Origin of the sequence: Eikenella glucosivorans (assembly GCF_016025525.2) — a bacterium.
Classification (GTDB): Bacteria; Pseudomonadota; Gammaproteobacteria; order Burkholderiales; family Neisseriaceae; genus Eikenella; species Eikenella glucosivorans.
Genome location: NZ_JACSGR010000004.1, coordinates 67744 through 84617 on the forward strand (window position 1 = coordinate 67744; position 16874 = coordinate 84617).

At 52.1% G+C, this 16874-nt stretch carries 17 protein-coding genes; 11 read left to right on the forward strand and 6 right to left on the reverse strand.

The features are described 5' to 3' along the window. Positions 1-205: 205 nt before the first annotated feature. The gene (gene hemC / locus H9Q10_RS05880) at positions 206-1144 is read right to left on the reverse strand and encodes a hydroxymethylbilane synthase (protein ID WP_197903068.1); all 939 of its coding nucleotides are present in this window, start codon (positions 1142-1144) and stop codon (positions 206-208) included. 126 nt (positions 1145-1270) lie between these two features. Here hemC and H9Q10_RS05885 point away from each other — a divergent pair, with 126 nt between their 5' ends. Next, complete coding sequence (locus H9Q10_RS05885) at positions 1271-1642, forward strand: hemerythrin domain-containing protein (RefSeq protein WP_197903069.1); 372 nt, start codon at positions 1271-1273, stop codon at positions 1640-1642. Between the two features lie 141 nt (positions 1643-1783). On the opposite strand, the gene H9Q10_RS05890 is transcribed toward H9Q10_RS05885, so the two are convergent. Further along, complete coding sequence (locus H9Q10_RS05890) at positions 1784-2365, reverse strand: NAD(P)H-binding protein (protein ID WP_197903070.1); 582 nt, start codon at positions 2363-2365, stop codon at positions 1784-1786. A 113-nt stretch (positions 2366-2478) separates the two neighbouring features. Here H9Q10_RS05890 and H9Q10_RS05895 point away from each other — a divergent pair, with 113 nt between their 5' ends. Continuing rightward, on the forward strand, positions 2479-3366 hold the full coding sequence (locus H9Q10_RS05895) for a LysR family transcriptional regulator (RefSeq protein WP_238480151.1): 888 nt from the start codon (positions 2479-2481) through the stop codon (positions 3364-3366). A 190-nt stretch (positions 3367-3556) separates the two neighbouring features. Here H9Q10_RS05895 and H9Q10_RS05900 read toward each other — a convergent pair whose 3' ends face one another. Genes H9Q10_RS05900 through H9Q10_RS05915 form a run of 4 tightly spaced genes read right to left on the reverse strand, consistent with a single transcriptional unit; the run spans position 3557 to position 9346 of the window. Continuing rightward, the gene (locus tag H9Q10_RS05900) at positions 3557-4291 is read right to left on the reverse strand and encodes an IncC plasmid conjugative DNA transfer DtrJ family protein (RefSeq protein ID WP_064087660.1); all 735 of its coding nucleotides are present in this window, start codon (positions 4289-4291) and stop codon (positions 3557-3559) included. Further along, positions 4284-6332 (reverse strand): type IV conjugative transfer system coupling protein TraD, encoded by a 2049-nt coding sequence (traD, locus tag H9Q10_RS05905; protein WP_197903072.1) that lies wholly within the window; start codon positions 6330-6332, stop codon positions 4284-4286. The genes H9Q10_RS05900 and traD overlap by 8 nt, the downstream gene beginning before the upstream one ends. After that, positions 6333-8879 carry a MobH family relaxase gene (gene mobH / locus H9Q10_RS05910; protein ID WP_153717241.1) on the reverse strand — a complete coding sequence of 849 codons (2547 nt, stop codon included), beginning with the start codon at positions 8877-8879 and terminating at the stop codon, positions 6333-6335. Continuing rightward, the gene (locus tag H9Q10_RS05915; RefSeq protein ID WP_153717240.1) at positions 8870-9346 is read right to left on the reverse strand and encodes a hypothetical protein; all 477 of its coding nucleotides are present in this window, start codon (positions 9344-9346) and stop codon (positions 8870-8872) included. Before H9Q10_RS05915 ends, mobH begins: the two co-directional genes overlap by 10 nt. Positions 9347-10056: 710 nt before the next feature. Between H9Q10_RS05915 and H9Q10_RS05920 the strand changes: the two genes are divergently transcribed. Genes H9Q10_RS05920 through H9Q10_RS05960 form a run of 9 tightly spaced genes read left to right on the forward strand, consistent with a single transcriptional unit; the run spans position 10057 to position 16826 of the window. After that, positions 10057-11358, forward strand: a complete 1302-nt coding sequence (locus H9Q10_RS05920) for a GspE/PulE family protein (protein ID WP_197903073.1) — start codon at positions 10057-10059, stop codon at positions 11356-11358. Further along, positions 11358-12020 (forward strand): thioredoxin domain-containing protein, encoded by a 663-nt coding sequence (locus H9Q10_RS05925; protein ID WP_064106241.1) that lies wholly within the window; start codon positions 11358-11360, stop codon positions 12018-12020. The genes H9Q10_RS05920 and H9Q10_RS05925 overlap by 1 nt, the downstream gene beginning before the upstream one ends. Further along, positions 12001-12405, forward strand: a complete 405-nt coding sequence (locus tag H9Q10_RS05930; RefSeq protein ID WP_197903074.1) for a hypothetical protein — start codon at positions 12001-12003, stop codon at positions 12403-12405. The genes H9Q10_RS05925 and H9Q10_RS05930 overlap by 20 nt, the downstream gene beginning before the upstream one ends. Next, positions 12402-12923, forward strand: a complete 522-nt coding sequence (locus tag H9Q10_RS05935) for an OmpA family protein (RefSeq protein ID WP_153716080.1) — start codon at positions 12402-12404, stop codon at positions 12921-12923. The genes H9Q10_RS05930 and H9Q10_RS05935 overlap by 4 nt, the downstream gene beginning before the upstream one ends. Beyond that, entirely contained in the window at positions 12920-13225 is a 306-nt protein-coding gene (locus H9Q10_RS05940) for a type IV conjugative transfer system protein TraL (RefSeq protein WP_049258635.1), read from the forward strand. The genes H9Q10_RS05935 and H9Q10_RS05940 overlap by 4 nt, the downstream gene beginning before the upstream one ends. After that, positions 13225-14115 (forward strand): TraE/TraK family type IV conjugative transfer system protein, encoded by an 891-nt coding sequence (locus H9Q10_RS05945; protein WP_064106238.1) that lies wholly within the window; start codon positions 13225-13227, stop codon positions 14113-14115. The genes H9Q10_RS05940 and H9Q10_RS05945 overlap by 1 nt, the downstream gene beginning before the upstream one ends. Before the next feature lie 14 nt (positions 14116-14129). Further along, positions 14130-14942, forward strand: coding sequence for a TraK domain-containing protein (locus H9Q10_RS05950; protein ID WP_197903075.1), 813 nt, complete (start codon positions 14130-14132; stop codon positions 14940-14942). 4 nt (positions 14943-14946) lie between these two features. Continuing rightward, complete coding sequence (locus H9Q10_RS05955) at positions 14947-16218, forward strand: TraB/VirB10 family protein (RefSeq protein ID WP_153717237.1); 1272 nt, start codon at positions 14947-14949, stop codon at positions 16216-16218. Next, a complete protein-coding gene (locus H9Q10_RS05960; RefSeq protein WP_081258969.1) occupies positions 16215-16826 on the forward strand; it encodes a TraV family lipoprotein in 612 nt (203 codons plus the stop codon). Before H9Q10_RS05955 ends, H9Q10_RS05960 begins: the two co-directional genes overlap by 4 nt. Positions 16827-16874 lie beyond the last annotated feature (48 nt).

The window sequence follows — 16874 nt, forward strand, 5'->3', positions numbered from 1 at the left end:
ACTGCACTGCTAATTGTCTAGCGGATGTTTGCCTTGTCAGCAAACACAGGTTGTTGGGTCATAGTCCGACATTTCAGATAATCCAAAAGTTTGTTGTGCTTGGTAACCCAATCTCTGCTTGCTTATTTTCAGGTAGCCTTTATTTGAGGCTACCTGAAAAATTTTGAGCTTAGGGGGAAACCGTCTGCATTTGATGTGGCAGTTTTCAGGTAGCCTCTCCGGCCAGTACGGCGGCGATGAGTTCTTGTGCGCCGTCGTCGGCCAGCTTTTTGGCCACGGCGCGGCCGAGGGCGTCGGCGTATTCGCTCGGCGCTTGGGCTTGGGCGCGCAGGATGACAGAGCCGTCGGGGTGGCCGACCAGGCCGTGCAGGGTGAGCAGGCCGGCTTGGTTGGTGCAGTAGGCGGCCAGCGGCACTTGGCAGCTGCCGCCCAGCGCGCGGGCGAGTGCGCGTTCGGCGCGTACGCAGGCGGCGGTTTGGGCGTGGTTCAGCGGGGCGAGTAGGGGCATGAGTTCGCGGCGGTGGGCGGCGATTTCGATGCCGAGCGCGCCTTGGCCGGCGGCGGGCAGGCTGTCGGCGGGGGAGAGGGTGTGGCGGATGCGGCTTTGCAGGCCGAGGCGTTTGAGGCCGGCTTCGGCGAGGATGATGGCGGCGTAGTCGCCGCGGTCGAGCTTGGCGAGGCGGGTTTGCACGTTGCCGCGCAGGGGGGCGACTTGAAGCCGGGGAAATCGGGCGCGCAGCTGGGCTTCGCGGCGCAGGCTGGAGGTGCCGACGATGGCGCCGTCGGGCAGGTCTTGCAGCTGCTCGTAACGGTTGGACACGAAGGTGTCGAAGGGGCTTTCGCGCTCGCAGATGGCGGCCAGGGCGAAGCCTTCGGGCAGGGTCATGGGCACGTCTTTGATGGAGTGCACGGCAAGGTCGGCGCGGCCGTCGGCCAGGGCTTGTTCGAGCTCTTTCACAAACAGGCCTTTGCCGCCGATTTTGGAGAGGGTTTTATCGAGGATGCGGTCGCCCTGGGTGGTCATGCCGAGGATGGAAACTTCGCAGCCGGGGTAGAGGGCGCGCAGGCGGGATTGGATGTGTTCGGCCTGCCACATGGCCAGGGTGCTTTCGCGGCTGGCGATAACGAGTCGGTTCGGGGTCATTCGGTGAGGGGAAACGAGGTTGCAAACGGCGGGCAGTCTATCACGAAACGGGCGGCGGTTTCGGATTTGCTCGGCGCTGGCTATAATGTTTTCATGATTTGAAGGCTACCTGAAAGGCTGCATCCCATGAAACGCCACCCGCTGCTGGTTCCGCTGTCGCAAGACCACCATCATTCGCTGGCCATGTGCACCCGCATTCTGCGCGACCCCGCCGCCGACCACCGCGCCGATTTCCTCGGCCACCGGGCTGATCTGCTGGCGCACTTTGCCGAGGAAGAGCGGCTGTTTGCGCCGTGGTGGGGCAAGCTGGCGCAGCCGGCCATGCGCGAGCGTTTCGAGGGCGACCACGCGCTGCTGCGCGGAATGCTGGCCTCGCCCGAGCTGGATAATCCGGATTGGTTGAAAAACTTTGCCGAAACCCTGCGCGGCCATGCGCGTTTTGAAGAGCGGGAGCTGTTTCAGGCTTTGCAGGAGGTGTTGCCGGAAGAGGCTACCTGAAAAACAAGCCGTGAGCATTTTGTTCACGGCTTGTTTTTCAGGTAGCCATCAGAGTTTGTTGTGTTGCTTTTGCCATCGGATTTTTGTTCCCAAAGCGGCAGGTTCAAGGCGGAAACCAGTTGCCGCCAACAGGCCCTATATTCAAACCTTTGCAATCCCCACGCTTTCCCGCACATAAAGCTCAGGTTCGTGCACCAGTTTGGCGATGAAGTCGGCGATGCTGCGTTTGGAAACCTGGCTGCCTTGGAAGGGCTCGCCTTTCATGGTTAGGCGGTAGCTGACTTCTTTGGCATTGGTAAACCAGGCGGGGCGGATGACGGTGTAATCCAAATCAGAGGCTTCGACCACCGCCGCACTTTGACGGTAGGGCTCCAAAATCGCGCCGTGGTTTTCGCCCGTTTCGCCGTAGATGCCCATCGAGCTGATCCACACCAGCCGCTTCACGCCGGCCGCATCCATCGCGCGGACGGTGTTTTCCGCCATGGCTTTCAAGTTGCCCGACAGATTGGCATAAACCATGGTTTTGTCCTGCATCGCGGCGGTTAGCGCGCTTAAATCCATCACGTCGCCTTCAACGATGTCCACACGGCTGCCTGCCAGGTGTTTCAAACGGGTTGCGTTGCGTAAAAATAGGGTCAGTTTGGCATCGGTTTCGTTTAAAAGCACGGGAATCACGCTTTGTGCCAAACCGCCGTTTGCGCCGAGGATAAGGATGTTTTGCATGGTATGGCTCCTGAGTTGATGAGAATGCGTGCATTATAAATTGTGCTTGCGTGCTTGATTAGACGGTGGTTTTTGATTAGGCTTATGAACGAAATTCATCATTGGAGCAAGCCATGAAAGAAAACCTCAACGAGCTGCGTGCATTTGTTACCGTGGCACAGGCCGGCAGTTTTACCAAGGCCGCGCAACAAGTGGGCGTGTCGCAATCGGCCTTAAGCCACACCATACGCGGCATGGAAAGCCGTTTGAAAGTCAAGCTGCTCCAGCGCACCACCCGCAGCGTATCCACCACGGAAGCAGGCGAGCAGCTGTATCAGAAGCTTTTGCCGTTGTTTGAGGGCATTGACAGTGCGATAGATGCTCTCGGCGAAACCAGCGGCGAAGTGCGCGGCAGGCTGCGGATTAACGGCACAGAACACGCGTTCAACGTTGTATTGCGCGAAAAACTCACCCGATTTTTGCAGCAATATCCGATGGTGTCGCTGGAATTAATCGGCGAAACGCGTTTTGCCGATATTGTTGCCGAACGATTCGATGCGGGTATACGCTTGGGTGACGATGTGCAAAAAGACATGATTGCCGTGCGCGTGTCGCCTGATATGCAGATGTGTGCTGCCGCCTCGCCGGGCTACCTGAAAATACACGGCACACCCAAAACGCCGTTCGAACTGACCGAGCATCAATGTGTCAACCTCGCCTTGCCCGCAGGCGGCGTGCTGACTTGGGAATTTCTCGATCCGCTCACGGGCAAAACTGTCAAAATCCGCTCGCACGGGCGCTTTTCCGCCAATTCTTCCCCCGTGTTGGTTTCCGCTGCCAAAGCTGGATTGGGCGTGGTGTGGTCACCTAGGGATATGGTGTCGGCAGAACTTGAAAGCGGCAGCCTAACCGAAGTTTTGACCGATTGGCGCATCAGCTATCCTGGCTACCACTTATATTATTCCGACAGGAGAGCAGACTCGCCCCTGTTTGCCGCCTTGGTGGCGTGTTTGAAGGAGTAGGGAGAACAGATTGGCAAAAGATAGATAAGGCTGCCTGAAAGTGCAGCTTCAACGAAGTTAAAATGATGTTTATGTAAGTTCAACTAGACGCTTGTCCACAAGGAACAGCTGAGAGAATTTTTAAGAATACCGTAAGAAAAAAATACACGGTAGCTGAAGATTACTCCAACATATGAATAATGGCAAGTGCTTACAGATATTTTTTAAGATATTTCGCTTGGAGATACACCATAGCCGCGCCGATACAGATTGGAAGCAATAGCCATAATGGCGATAACGGCCATGGAGTAGAAAGATAGAGTACTGAACTGGTAGAAACAATGCCGGTACGCCAGTATTTGGCTCGGTGGTAAATACCTGCGCTCTCGCGTGAGGCGTTTTCCTGACGGATGCGGCGTTGCACGAAACCGTCAATAACGGCCAACAGTGACAGGTAAATGGCAAAGATACTAAGAAAGGCAATGTTGCCCAGTCGTAATGAAATAACACGGATTACCTGATCGAAACGCTCAAGATAGTCACGGTTAGGCTCGAGGAATTGCTCTTTTATACCGTAGCCGGTATCACCAGGGTTGCTTTCCAATAGATAATTCAACGGTATCCATTCATACAACACAGTGCTCAGTGCGGTATAGGTATAACGGGTCAGAGTAAGATTAATACCAGTATCCGGATTCTTGTTTTCAGGTAGCCTGCCATCGTTTGTTGTCCATTTTTGCCATAGGCTTTGATTGCCCAGCTGCATGGTATTTTCCACTTCCTGCTGTAGCAAATCGGGGCGGTAGAAATAGCTTTGTAGCAAGATGGAACTGCCAAATAAAATGGCGATAACCAGCAGGATTATTTTTAATAACTTGACCGGTGCAGTTAGAAAGCGCAGTACCAGTGATTCAGCAATCAAGTCTTGGCGGTTGTTTTTAGCCATAGCTTCGCCCTTCTATGAAAACTGTTTCCTCTTCCTCCGTGTTTCGGCTCAAGCGCACGGTTTCACGCATCCGCTCAGCCATGTCGGCCAGGCTCTGCGGGATGTCGGCAGTAGGATCGGGCAGAGGTAAAGGCAGCCTTAACTTGTACAAGTTGCCGCCCTCCAGCAAGGCGAAAGCCTGCCCTTTTGGCAGGTTGGTCAGATCTGACGGCATCAGCATGGGGACGGTTTCGCTGCTGAGGCGGTCTTCGTTGTGACTGGTAAAGTCTTCGTAACCTTCGGGAAACGCAACATCGCCCGCTCCGGATACCAGCGTACCGGTTACCACCCGCACGTCGGGTAGTTGGGAAGTGAGCATTTTGGCGGTCGATTCCAATTTGACCCTCAGCATAATCATGGTATTGAAGTTGCCGCCCATCTGTTCGGCCTTGGCTTTGGAACCGATTTTAGCTTCTACATCCGACCAGGTCTGGGTGTAGGCGGTAACCTGGTAACCCGCGCCGCCGGCCTTGTTGAGCATAGGGATGAACTCATTGCCGATTAGCTCGTTAAACTCATCGGCATGAATGGCAACCATACGTTTTTTTGTCGGACCAGACTGACCATAGCCGTGGCCATGCTTATAAATTTGTCCGGCCAGTGAAGTCAGGTCAGCGAACATGGCATTACCAACAGCAGCGGCTACTTCGGCATCGGTCAGTGCGTCCAATCCGACATAAACCACTGCGTTCTGTTCCATCACTTTGCGCCAGTCCATAATCGGGCGCGTATCAGTCAAGTCTTCAAAATTCGGGCTGATCAACTCAGCTACACGGCCGCTGGTTAACTTTTCCAACAAAGGGTAAAGCGAACTAACCAGTTTTTCAAAATAGCTGCGTTCATTGCCCAAAATACCGGTTACTGCATCACTTACTGCATCATTTAGGTTTTTTTGCTTCAGGAAAGCAGATAAGCGTACTGCATCGATGCTGCGCCCAGTTTTGCTAACTTGCTTCTTCTCGGCATCCGATAAATCGAAATCATCAAAATCATTTTCCCAACCCGGGCACTTCTGGTTCAGGATAGAGGCAAAGTATTGTGCTGCTAGATCATCAACATTGACGGCACATCGGTAAATCAACAGATAGCTCGGTTTGATTGATAGGGCCGCCATCATCTTGCCCAATACATTGACGAAGCGCCAAACGAAATCGCGGAATGCTGCCGACTGCCCCTCATCCGGCAGCTGGTTGGCGATACGGGTCGCCACTTCGGTAATACGGGTAAAGTCACCGACCGGATTGTAGCGGCAGGACAAGTCGGGGAAGCCGAGGTGGAACATATAAAACGGTCGGCCCGCCTTCTTGGCGGCCAGATAATGCGTCAGCATCAGTTCGGCATCGCCCTTTGGGTCGAAAGTGATAACCGTATCGCCGCGCGCGATATCCTGGTTGATCAAGATTTCCGCCAGTCGGGTTTTACCGACACGGGTGGTACCCAGCACGATGGTGTGCCCAACCCGTTCCGATAGGGCGGAGTAAATATCCCGCTCGTAAGGTTCCACACCGTGCAATTCAGGTGCGCCGCCTACCGGTGGCAGCGGAGCAACAGGGTTCCACCATGCCTGCCTAGCGGTCAGCCGGGTTAGCAAGGACTGTCCAGCGGTACGGATTTCCTGCTGCCGCGCCCAGCGATACAGACGGCCAGGTTCACGTAAGGATTCGTTTTCAGGTAGCCTAGCCATCAGCAGGCGTTGTGTGTGTGTCTGCGTCCATTTGAAACCACGTCCTAGGAATAATGCCTTGTCGGATACAGGGATTTGCTGTGGAGTCAGCGCATAGAAGCTCAGGCGGCTTAAATTACGCCGATAGCGACGAATGCGTAGCCCTTGTTTGCAACGATAGCTGGCCAATGCTGTCAGCAGCGGTATGCCGGCATATGCTGTCATAGAGGGGATTGGCAGGAAAACCAAGCTTAATGCACCGACTAGGTAGGCACTGCTACTGACGAACTCGTAGGGTTTGCGGTAGACGTTTTCTGGTGGTTGGATGGTTACACCCATTTATGTCTCCTGTCGGTTTTCAGACGGCAGGCCAGCGGCCAGCAAATCATATTCGGCAATGCTGATATCGGTATTATTGGGCGGGCGACCATCGGCACGAACAATATGCCGTAGGTTGCTCTCTGGAATCAGATAGCAGCAAAACAGCCGCCGCCGGACACCTTTGTTAGAGCCTTTATTGGTTTCGACATTAAACAGGGCGGTTTTTTTGCCGCGTTGATGTAGCTTCAGGCTGACAAAACCCCGCTGCGCCCTCAGTCCTGGGCAGTTTTCGTCATTCTTGTTGAACACACCGCCGGCATAATCCCGAAAGATAGCGGGAGAAACCAGCAGCATTCCTTGAGGTACGAAATGTACTGGTGCACCTCGTTGGTTGACGGCGATGCTGCCGTCGGTTAAACCATCGGCCAGCCAGCGCCAGAAATGACGACCATCCTGCTGCTGTCGCTGGCGAATATCAGACAAAGCACCGGAGGCTACTTCGCTATTCGCCACGGGTTCGATCTCCGGTTGTGCACTTTCCTCCGCTGTGATGTCTTCGGTCAAATCTTCAGTCAAAATAGACTCTGCGACCAAAGCGTCTACGTTCGCTGTATCAGCAACATGATGCACGGCAACAGGTCGCGGTGATTCAGCCTTACCAGCTTGCCGCTGCCTTTGGATTTCTGCCAAGCCAGCATCAGCTGTTTCCTGTTGTGGTAGTTCGGCATCAGCCGGTTTGGCTACAGCATCGTTATCAGCAAATATCTCTTTCAGGATATTCAATCCGGCTGGATTATTACCACTTGTTTTTTTGCCAGTTTTTTTATTTTTGACTGGTGAAGTGACTTGATCATCGGTTCTGGCAACATCTGGCGATTCTGTTATGGGTTCACTACTAACCGCAGCATCTTGGGCTTGCGGTTGCAGTGCTTCAGTAGTCGTATTAACAGTTACTTCAGTTTCTGTCGCGGTTTCATCCAGAATATCCAATAACCCATGTTTTTCTAATAAAGCATCAATATCCCCTGCCTCAGTTACCAAATCGCTTGCCGGAACGGCTGATTCTGTTTTTTGTGGTATTACCTCGGAATTAGAAGGGGGCTCGGTTACTGCCTCAGTTTCACGTCTGCGTGGCGGTGGCGGAATAGCTGCGGCCACTTCCGGTGCAATGAGTTCTTGGGTATTTTTTGTATCGGTATCAACTAGGTCGTCTGTTGCTGCTCCAGTTTCAATCTCTTCTTCCCCTGCCGTCTTACGCGGTCGGTTGCTTTGATCCGCAGAAACTTTCAGGCTACCTGAAAATTCTGCTGGATATACTCCGTCCGGATACAAGGTTTCCAACTTAAAGGCCAGTACAGTAAAGCGTTGTGCTTTAACCTCACCGTCTTGGCGCATAAAACAGATATCAACGGAGGTTACGGCACGGTGTTCGTCCTGCGGATTGGGGAGTACCGCACCATATTCCAGCAAAGTGTCGAAAATGCGCTGATTGTCATTCGGGAAAGAGGGGGCAGCGGGATGATTATTACTGCGTAGAAATTCACGGATGAAATCGGGCACGTTTTTGGAGACCATGTAAACCGTATTCCCCTGCCGGAACAAATCTCCACCTGCACGAGTAGCGATGCTGAACCAGCGGCCACGATCGGCCAGCATTTCGCGTAATGTTTCCATTACAGTTTCAATTAGCGGAGTACGTTTGGCAGTAGAAAAACGTTGGCGAGTGCCAGATTTGAGGTCGCGCGCGGTGGAAGCCATATCTGCCTCACGGACGATTTTGCCGAATGGACTGTGATCAGTGTGACCGGTCAGATATTGCCTCAATGCCAAAATCAACTTTGGATCACTGTCGCCCATCCAGCGTCGGACATGGGCGGGTACAATGGTTTGAAAAAATACCCAAGCAATTTCGGTATGTTCGGTATAAGCGGCTTTCTTGTCCGGAAATGAAACACGGTAATAATTTCGACCACTCAGTGTCATACTTCCGGCATCCGGCATCCACCGGCTGCCATGATTTTGATTTGGGTGTTCGAACAGTTCCACATTAAACCCAGTCAGGGTTTTTCCAATATCGTGTAGTAGAGCAGCCACCATAATGCCGAACCGCCAAACCACTCCCAATCGGGCGATATCTTCTGTTTCGGCATCAGGCGGCCAGCTGTATGCTGCTGCTGCCGTTAATGACAGAGCAGCCACATCCAATGTGTGCCGAACCAATCCGCCGTCTCCTGCGTGGTGGTGCGATTCGGAGGCAGGCAGCCGCTGCACGAATGTAATGTACTCGTGCAGCATGGGGAGTGCGTCTTTATGCCAGTTTTCGTCGGATAGACCGAGGTTAGCTCGGATGTTGGCCAGTTGGGGGGATAAGCTAAGAACATGGATAAGTTCTTCAGCAGAAAGAACCCGAAGTTTGTCGCCGACAATATTCGGGGATGTGACAGTTTCCGATATAGTCGATACAGCCTTACCGGAAGACTTTGACGGAGCTTGGGGACGATAAAATAAAAACAGCAGAACAAGTGCGGCTGCCATTGCGGCTGCCGCATACCAAATTAATGACATGTGTGCATACCCAGTGCCGCTGCAAACCAAGATGCTGCATCAGCAGACGACGTATGTGCCTGCTCCCCGATAAAGAGATCTGCCTCAGGATGGCGACCGATAAAGGTGCTAAAAGGCTCATGCAGGCTGTTCCAGTATTCAACCCAGGTATTCTCTGAAGCATTATCCACCACACTACCGAGGCTGCCATCATAGACCACTGCGTGACAATGAAACCCCTCAAATTCAGTGGCTAGCAGTTGAATGACTGCGGCATCGTTCGAGTCATCCGGTAAAGTCTCAAACAACGAGATAGTCTTATCACACAGCCAATTAGCAGTGCACTCTTCGGACAGAGTCAGCTGCTCCAAAAATCCATTGCACTGAACGATACGGTGTGCCAAGACTGCCGGCCAATGGTTGGAAAGGCTGCCGAAGCGTGTCAGGCACTGTTGCAGTTGCCAGAAACAGAAAGGGAACATCGGCATACGGAATCCTAGTTGAAATGCGGGCAGTATTCGTAAAGCCTCCCTTTGCGGCAAGTAACAATTGGAAAAAAGCGGATTCCTTTTGATGCTTGCCTTCCTGAGCATCTTGTGCTAGCAGCAAGATGCTGCTTTTCCTTTTTTAAATATTTGTTATTTAAAATAAATAACAAATATTCTTCCCTTTAGGCGTTTCTCCGTTGGCCATTTTGCCTTTCCTTTTCCCATTTAGGCTGTTGCCCTTTCCATTTGGGCTGTTAAAAAAAAGCGATATGCGTAATTTAAGCATATCGCTTTTTGGCTTTTCTGATAAGCGCCATTACCGTTATTTGTTTATAAAACATATATTTATGCAAAATTCGCTTGTAATGGTGAATTTCACAGTTTTTCACATTCATGCACCAAATGTCAAGAAACAATATAACTTATTATTTTTCATATTGTTACGTGACCTAACAGCTTTTTTGCCTAACAATATCGCGCGGGTCGGAATAGCCATTAGGTTGTTCCGGCATGATTAACTGAAACAGCCGGATTGTGGGCAGATGGGGGCATCCGCCGCACACGGCTTCAATCACGGAGCCGCGTATTTTCCGGATCGGGTAGTCAATGCTTTGCCACCACCAAAAGCACGGCGCATATCGCACCGCGCCGAGACTATCCGATCCGGAGAGTATGCGGTATATCTTTAACCATATTGTCCAAACAGCATAATGGAAAACGTCCCAAACTCTGCCTTGCCAGCTGCTATGGATTGCTTGTTGCAAGACAAGGGTAAATCTTACGACTTAAACGTAGCTGCCCGCTTCATTTCCACTTCAATGGGAGATGAGGCGGCAGTAGCTTTTTTGAATTGGGTGTTTCCCTATGCAGCCTCTATTAAGGCTTCCGATATCCATTTTCGTGATCAGAAAAACGGCTGCCAAGTACGCTTGCGCAACCGCAAAATGCAAATGGTGAATAGCTGGCTATTCAGTAGGATGGCGGCTCAAACCATTGACGAAAAGATTCGTGCCAAATGCAATATCAGTAGTAGCGACCGCGAATCGCCGCAGGATGGTTCGTTTTGGTTGCTGGACCAAGAACGCAACAGCATGGTCGATGTTAGGGTCAGCATCCTGCCAACTCGCTATGGGCAAAGTACAGTTTGCCGCATCCTAAATCAGGAAAATGCTGGTTTCGGTCTGGATGCAGTTTATATGCCGGACTATGTGCGACACGCGCTGGAACAGGCCTTAGAGAGTAATGAGGGCATGATTTTGGTTTGTGGTCCGACCGGATCGGGCAAGTCATTTACCCTCAATGCCTGCCTCAACCACATCAATAGGGAAGACATCCATTTATGTACAGCGGAAGACCCGATTGAATATCCAGTGGAAGGTGCAAACCAAGTCAGCATCCATCCAGTGCACCGTCCGTTTGCACGTGTACTGCGCAGCTTCTTGCGGCATGACCCTGATGTCATCCTAGTTGGAGAGATTCGTGATTTAGAAACAGCACAAACCGCTGTAACTGCCGCCAATACCGGTCATCTAATTTTATCTACTTTGCATGCCAATGATGCCGCACTGGCCTTATCTCGATTGGTTGGCTTAGGTGTGGAGGCATACCTGTTGGCCGATGTGATGCTGGCCTTTTTTTCACAGCGGCTGATGAATCGTTTGTGTCCACACTGTCGGATAGAGGTAACGCCTGATGCCGCACAGAAACTGCCGACTCGGTTTCCGGCAGAGAAATATTTTCGGCGCAATAGCGCAGGCTGCGATGAATGCAACCATGAAGGCAACATATCACGTATTCCAGTAATGGAATTTGCCCTGAATTCACCGGAAGTACGGCTGGCCTTGATTAATGGCGATAGCCAAGCCATGGAAAACGCATTGTTGCAGCAGCCTTCCTATCGAACACTGAGCGAAGCCGCATTAGAAATGTCGGCAGCCGGGCTGGTGGATTTTGACGAGGCATGCCATATCGGCAGTTTGGCCATCGACCGTCTATCTAAGGAGGCTGAATAATGCAGCATCTCGACCGTCGGGATTTCTTACTAGCCTGTGCAGCTGCAGGATTATCTCTTCGTGCAGCAGCAGATGATTTCAGCCTACCTGGACAGGATGGGCAGCGGAATAATCTTGCCGATACAGTTAAACCTTACCTTACTGTCGGCCCGTACCGTGAAGACTTGTATCGTGTTTATATGTTCCTTAGCTACGAATGCCCATATTGTGAACAAACATGGTATGGCATGGGTGAATGGGGTCGTACGCTGCCTGATCCATTCCGCTTTGTCTATGTACCCATTTATACCGGCAACAAACGTCTTGATGCGGCAGCCACCGGTTTTTACATCGTGCGAGACCTGGCTCCGACCAGGATTGCTGACTATCAGCGACTGACCTTTGAGGCGGCTCGGACGGCAAAGAACGAACGGGATTTTATAGCTGTGCTTTATCGCATGGGCTTCAGCCGAGAGGCAATTAATGCTTCTGTGAGAAAACAGCTGACACAGGAACGCATGGCACGGGCAATGACCCTAGTGCGCCGTTATCGGGTAACGGCTACCCCATTTTTTGCTGTTGGCGGACGATATACCACACACGCAGGTTTTACCGGCGGCAATTATCAGATGCTAACTCAGCTTCTCAACGGCTTGGTATCCAATGTGGTCCAAAACAGGTAAGCCGGCAGCAGCCTTGTGCTTGTACGCATTACTGCTGCTGAATATTCCTCTGCCACCGAAATGCCCATTACCGGACGAGACGGAAACGATGCGTTATACCGGCAAGGAAATCCATCAACCGATTATAGCCACGTTACAGTTTGTCATTTCCGCCGGATGGCAGCCTACCTGCTTTGGCAGGTTTGAAACCGCATCTGGTTTTGGCTGGACACCCAGCACGGCAACGGCGTTGCAGGAGCACTCCTACCATATTTTTGATAGGCAACGTTTTACTGTCGGCACACTATTGTTACTCAGCGGCATACTGTCGCTGCTGCGGAGATTATTCCGGCATTACCGCAACCGTCGGCATAGCATTGCCGACACCAAACAGGATAGCGCATGAAAAAGACAAGTTTATCCTTATTGTTTTCAGTCGGCCTACTGGTTGCCTGTACCTCACAACAGGAGCCGCCTGAGCCACCGTTGGCACAGCGCACAGAATTAGTCGTGCTTCGGCAGAGTACTTACAGTGATGCTGCTTGGATTGATGAGGAAGAAGGGACGTATATCTGGCTGCCTCAGGCTATCAGCCCCTTTGGCATAAATCTGAGCTTTAACGATGCTGATGGACAGCACAAACTACTACACACGGTTTACTTTAAAACTGATTCAGCTGTACTGAGTACTGCTGAGAAACGGCGGTTGACACGGATGGTGCCAGTATTGCGCACACAGGGAGTAACCTTGTCTGGCTATGCTGATCCGCGTGCCAGCACGGCTTACAACAACCGATTGGCCAAACGCCGTATAGACAGTGTGGCAGCCTATCTAGGGCATTTAGGTGTCACGGTCAACCGAGAGTGTGTATTTGGCGAAACCCGTCTGCCGAATAGCGAATTATGCGAATGGAGGACTGAATGAGCAAAGCGGTAATTTTTCCTGAATATGTCGATACGTTGCCCCAATTCCTATTTCTGGAATCCGACGATATCTCCATCTTTATTTTCGGCATGATTGTCGGGGTTATCCTGCAATATGCCTCCCGCAGCCCGGTCGGCATGATGGCCGGTATTGTTCTGGGGGTATGGCTGTCTTACCAGTACGTCAAATTCAAGCGCAACACCTTGCCCGGTACGCTGGTACACATGGTGTACGCTTTAACCGGCCTATTCCCGCTTAACGACCGTTATCCGAACGGTTTAACCAAAAGGGTGGATAACTGATGCAGTGGCCAACATTCAAAACCAAACTGCGTAAGGCTTTGGAAAGTAACACCATCCTAGGCCTTGTATGCTTAGGCCTGCTGTTTGTAGCGGTATTGCAGCAGATTAAAATTAATAGTCAACATGAACGTATTGCATTGAAGCCGCCAGGTGCCTTATCCGAAGAAGTCATTATTGGCTGGGATCATGCTTCGCAGGAATATCTTAATTCCTTTGCCCTCTATATTGTTGGCTCTATGTCTTCCGCCACCCCCAATACAGTGGATTACACCGCCAAGGTAATGGAGCCCCTGTTTGACCCACAACTGTGGCAGGTAATCAAGCCGCAGTTATTGGCAGTCAAAAACAATCCAAACTATATTGGCATTAACCCTGTCAGCAACTTTACGCCAACTGCCAACCTGATTTACGAACCTAAAACTGGGAAAATTTTTATCCCTGGGAGAATTGTCTCCTCCGCCTACAGTAAGGGGGCGATGACCCAGTTAGGTGCAGTAGACGTAACTTACGAAGTGATTATCCAGATGGTGGACGGTATGCCTAGGGTCAAATCTTGGTATGTCTACCCCGGCGAGCCGCACACACTCAAATGGGCTGATCGCTATCCCGATAAAGCCGAACAGGAGGCTAAGGATCGGCAGGCACAGATACAGATCTTACCGACTGTTCCCGAAAGTGAAATCAGTTTCCCGCAGGATGCTCAGCCTGTGCCGCAACCGGGTACCGCTTCCGCAGCGGCCGCACCGATACCGGCTTCAGGTATACCCATTACGCCTGGACAGGGAAATATTCCGGGTGTCGTGATGCCTCCATCGGCAACCGAAACCACCCAACCAGCAGAAACAGAGACCGCTCCACCGGCCGGACAGAGCCAGAGTGATTTGCTGTAAAGGATAAAACAATCATGAAAAAGATAGCGTTAGCCTCTTTATCCCTGTTGTTGGTTACGATTATGTGGCCGGCAATAGCCGAGAACATTCCGAATAGAAGTAACTATGCCCGTCGCCGTGTGGTACAGGTTACCTCGCCTGTCGGATTGGAACGGATCAACAGCAACATCCAGGAAGGTCGAATACGCGGCGTACAGACAGTAGTGTCTTCCTATGGAGAAAACCACCGCATTCGGGTTTCCCGCAATCATCCCAACATCATCAACACCCCGTTTGCCCGAGCTCATGCGGTCGGGCTAAAGGCCAACTACGATCTAGGCTCAAACGGCTCAGCCTTACTGGTTACCCCAAAAACTAGCAAACCGTTTTTTGTATCTATTACCGATGCGGATAACCCAACCGGGATACCCATTTCCCTGACCTTGGTTCCTTCTGCCAGTTTGGATTCGCAAACCATTACTGTGTCACTGGGCGGTCGACAGGGCGCTGGAGCCCGCGACAACGACGGCGGGTTCTCGCAACAGTTGGCGGCGGTTATTCGGGATATCGTGATGTTGAAAATCCCAGCGGGGTACAGTGTACGTCCGCTGCAGAATACCTTTGCCATGGGGAACGGCATGCAAGTCGTCCCAGTTGAACGCTACAGCGGCAATGAGTTCGATATCTACCGTTACCGCCTGAAAAATAACAGCCGTCAACGGCAGATCCTTTCTGAAGAAATGTTTGGTGCCAATCCGCGTGTGGTCGCCGTGGCCTTCTATCCAAAAATCCAAGTTGGCCCGGGCGAGAGTACCGATGTATTGATTATGGTTGGACGGGAGCAGTGAAGAAATGGGTATCCGTGAAAACTGGAATCAGAAAACCGGCAAACAGAAACGCAATACTGTACTGATCGGCGTATGTGGCGGGCTCATCGTGCTGGTTATTGCAGCCATGATTACCGATAGCATCAGGGGCACTAAATTTGGTCGCACCAAGACCGAAGTTACCCAGGTGGTTACCCCGAATCAGCGCAACCTGACGGTAGAGAGTCTAGCTGCCGAAATCTACGCCCTGCGTCAGCAAATGCAGCAGCAGCAGGCCAATCAGACTGCCAATCCGTCAGCCCTGACTGCCGAGCAAGTGCGACAAATGATTGCAGAGCATGAAGCCTCCCGGATAGGTTCGGGCACCGGGCCTTTGTCTGCGTCAGAACCAGGGTTCATTCCTCCGGGAACCTTGCCGGGTGACAGCGGCGCCCCTCCGTTGGGAGGCGGGGGCAATTTTGGTAGCAGCAACGACACTCCTGCAGAAGAGGTCGACAGCAACCCCTACCAGTCACATACCAGTAATAGTGGTAATGCCCCATCAAGCCGTGCCGCTTCCGAAGCTGCTCCAGCCGATAATAAGCCGGCTGGAACAAATCGTACCGCCGGTAATCGGAAAAATGGCGCTCACGATACCAAAACCTACCTGCCGGCAGGCTCGCAACTGTCGATTATTGCAGTTTCTGGCATTAATGCCCCCACCGGTGAAGCAGTAGGTGGAGGTACCGAGAATGCCATGCCTATCCTGCTGCGTGTGAAAGGGTTGGCAACGATGGCTAACGGTTTTCGTTCGGATTTATCAGACTGCGTCATCATTGCCAACGCCTATGGGCAGCTAGCCGATGAACGCGCCTATGTACGTACTAAGTCGATTACCTGCATCCGTTCCGATGGTGTGGCAGTTGAGGCAACGATGAAGGGAACCGTCATCGGCGAGGATGGCAAACCAGGCTGGCGCGGCCGTCTAGTATCGCGCGACGGTAGAGCCATTTCGCAAATGATTAAAATCGGTATGCTCAACACATTTGGACAAGGCTCGGTGGCATTGGCTGGTACGGCTCGTATCGGTCATCGGGATGGTAGCGGTAACAGCATTAATATTGGCACCGGCACGCCTGGTCAGGTGGCCTTGAACAGTGCAGCTCAAGGAATCAACGATATTTTCGGGCGAGTGGCCGGCATTTATGAAAAATATGCCCAGCAATCTTTCCCAGTAGTGGAAATCCAGCCAATGCGTACCGGCGACATTCTGTTGCAGGAGGGCATTTCATTGGAATATGTAAAGGATAGAAGATGAGATCGACAACCCGTTTGTTACCACTCCTGTTGTTGCTGGGCGGCTGTTCCTCCATGATGAATACCGGTTCTACCGAATTATCCTGCGGAACGGCTAATAGGGGGCGCTGCATGAGCATGAGCCAAGCCTGGGAAGCCAGTAGCGATTATCGGCCGCAGGATCATGCTGCACCATCTGGCAGCAAAAGCGGCGGGATTACCCCATTTTTACCCGATCCCGTACCTAATATGGCAGCTATCGATGAGCCAAAGCCGCTACTGATGCCAGCCCAAGTGCTCCGAGTGTGGGTTAATGCCTATGAGGACAGTAACGGCAATTTGGTTTACCCAACCCGGGTGTTCTCTGAAGTCACCCCGCGTCGCTGGAATGTTGGTTATTCCGCTGCACAGATGATTCAGTCGTCTCGTACTGTTACTCCGTTGGTTGCTGCCAACCCGGTCACTGCGCCGACGGAGGAGGCAACACCTGCTACTGCAACCGGAGTGGAAGGCAGCGATGCGCGAGCAACCGCAGCGGAAGGAGAAGGGGCAGAACCTGTTACCGCTCCCGCTCCGACTACCCAGCCGGATACGCTTCCACCTGGCACTCTACCACCCCCTTTGCAATAACTCTTCCTCTCAGTGCAATTGAGGCCACACTTTCATAAAGGAAACATC

Bases quoted from the DNA above. Each gene is read 5' to 3' on its own strand.
- hemC (WP_197903068.1), bottom strand. From the start codon at position 1,144: ATGACCCCGAACCGACTCGTTATCGCCAGCCGCGAAAGCACCCTGGCC.
- H9Q10_RS05885 (WP_197903069.1), top strand. From the start codon at position 1,271: ATGAAACGCCACCCGCTGCTGGTTCCGCTGTCGCAAGACCACCATCAT.
- H9Q10_RS05890 (WP_197903070.1), bottom strand. From the start codon at position 2,365: ATGCAAAACATCCTTATCCTCGGCGCAAACGGCGGTTTGGCACAAAGC.
- H9Q10_RS05895 (WP_238480151.1), top strand. From the start codon at position 2,479: ATGAAAGAAAACCTCAACGAGCTGCGTGCATTTGTTACCGTGGCACAG.
- H9Q10_RS05900 (WP_064087660.1), bottom strand. From the start codon at position 4,291: ATGGCTAAAAACAACCGCCAAGACTTGATTGCTGAATCACTGGTACTG.
- traD (WP_197903072.1), bottom strand. From the start codon at position 6,332: ATGGGTGTAACCATCCAACCACCAGAAAACGTCTACCGCAAACCCTAC.
- mobH (WP_153717241.1), bottom strand. From the start codon at position 8,879: ATGTCATTAATTTGGTATGCGGCAGCCGCAATGGCAGCCGCACTTGTT.
- H9Q10_RS05915 (WP_153717240.1), bottom strand. From the start codon at position 9,346: ATGCCGATGTTCCCTTTCTGTTTCTGGCAACTGCAACAGTGCCTGACA.
- H9Q10_RS05920 (WP_197903073.1), top strand. From the start codon at position 10,057: ATGGAAAACGTCCCAAACTCTGCCTTGCCAGCTGCTATGGATTGCTTG.
- H9Q10_RS05925 (WP_064106241.1), top strand. From the start codon at position 11,358: ATGCAGCATCTCGACCGTCGGGATTTCTTACTAGCCTGTGCAGCTGCA.
- H9Q10_RS05930 (WP_197903074.1), top strand. From the start codon at position 12,001: ATGTGGTCCAAAACAGGTAAGCCGGCAGCAGCCTTGTGCTTGTACGCA.
- H9Q10_RS05935 (WP_153716080.1), top strand. From the start codon at position 12,402: ATGAAAAAGACAAGTTTATCCTTATTGTTTTCAGTCGGCCTACTGGTT.
- H9Q10_RS05940 (WP_049258635.1), top strand. From the start codon at position 12,920: ATGAGCAAAGCGGTAATTTTTCCTGAATATGTCGATACGTTGCCCCAA.
- H9Q10_RS05945 (WP_064106238.1), top strand. From the start codon at position 13,225: ATGCAGTGGCCAACATTCAAAACCAAACTGCGTAAGGCTTTGGAAAGT.
- H9Q10_RS05950 (WP_197903075.1), top strand. From the start codon at position 14,130: ATGAAAAAGATAGCGTTAGCCTCTTTATCCCTGTTGTTGGTTACGATT.
- H9Q10_RS05955 (WP_153717237.1), top strand. From the start codon at position 14,947: ATGGGTATCCGTGAAAACTGGAATCAGAAAACCGGCAAACAGAAACGC.
- H9Q10_RS05960 (WP_081258969.1), top strand. From the start codon at position 16,215: ATGAGATCGACAACCCGTTTGTTACCACTCCTGTTGTTGCTGGGCGGC.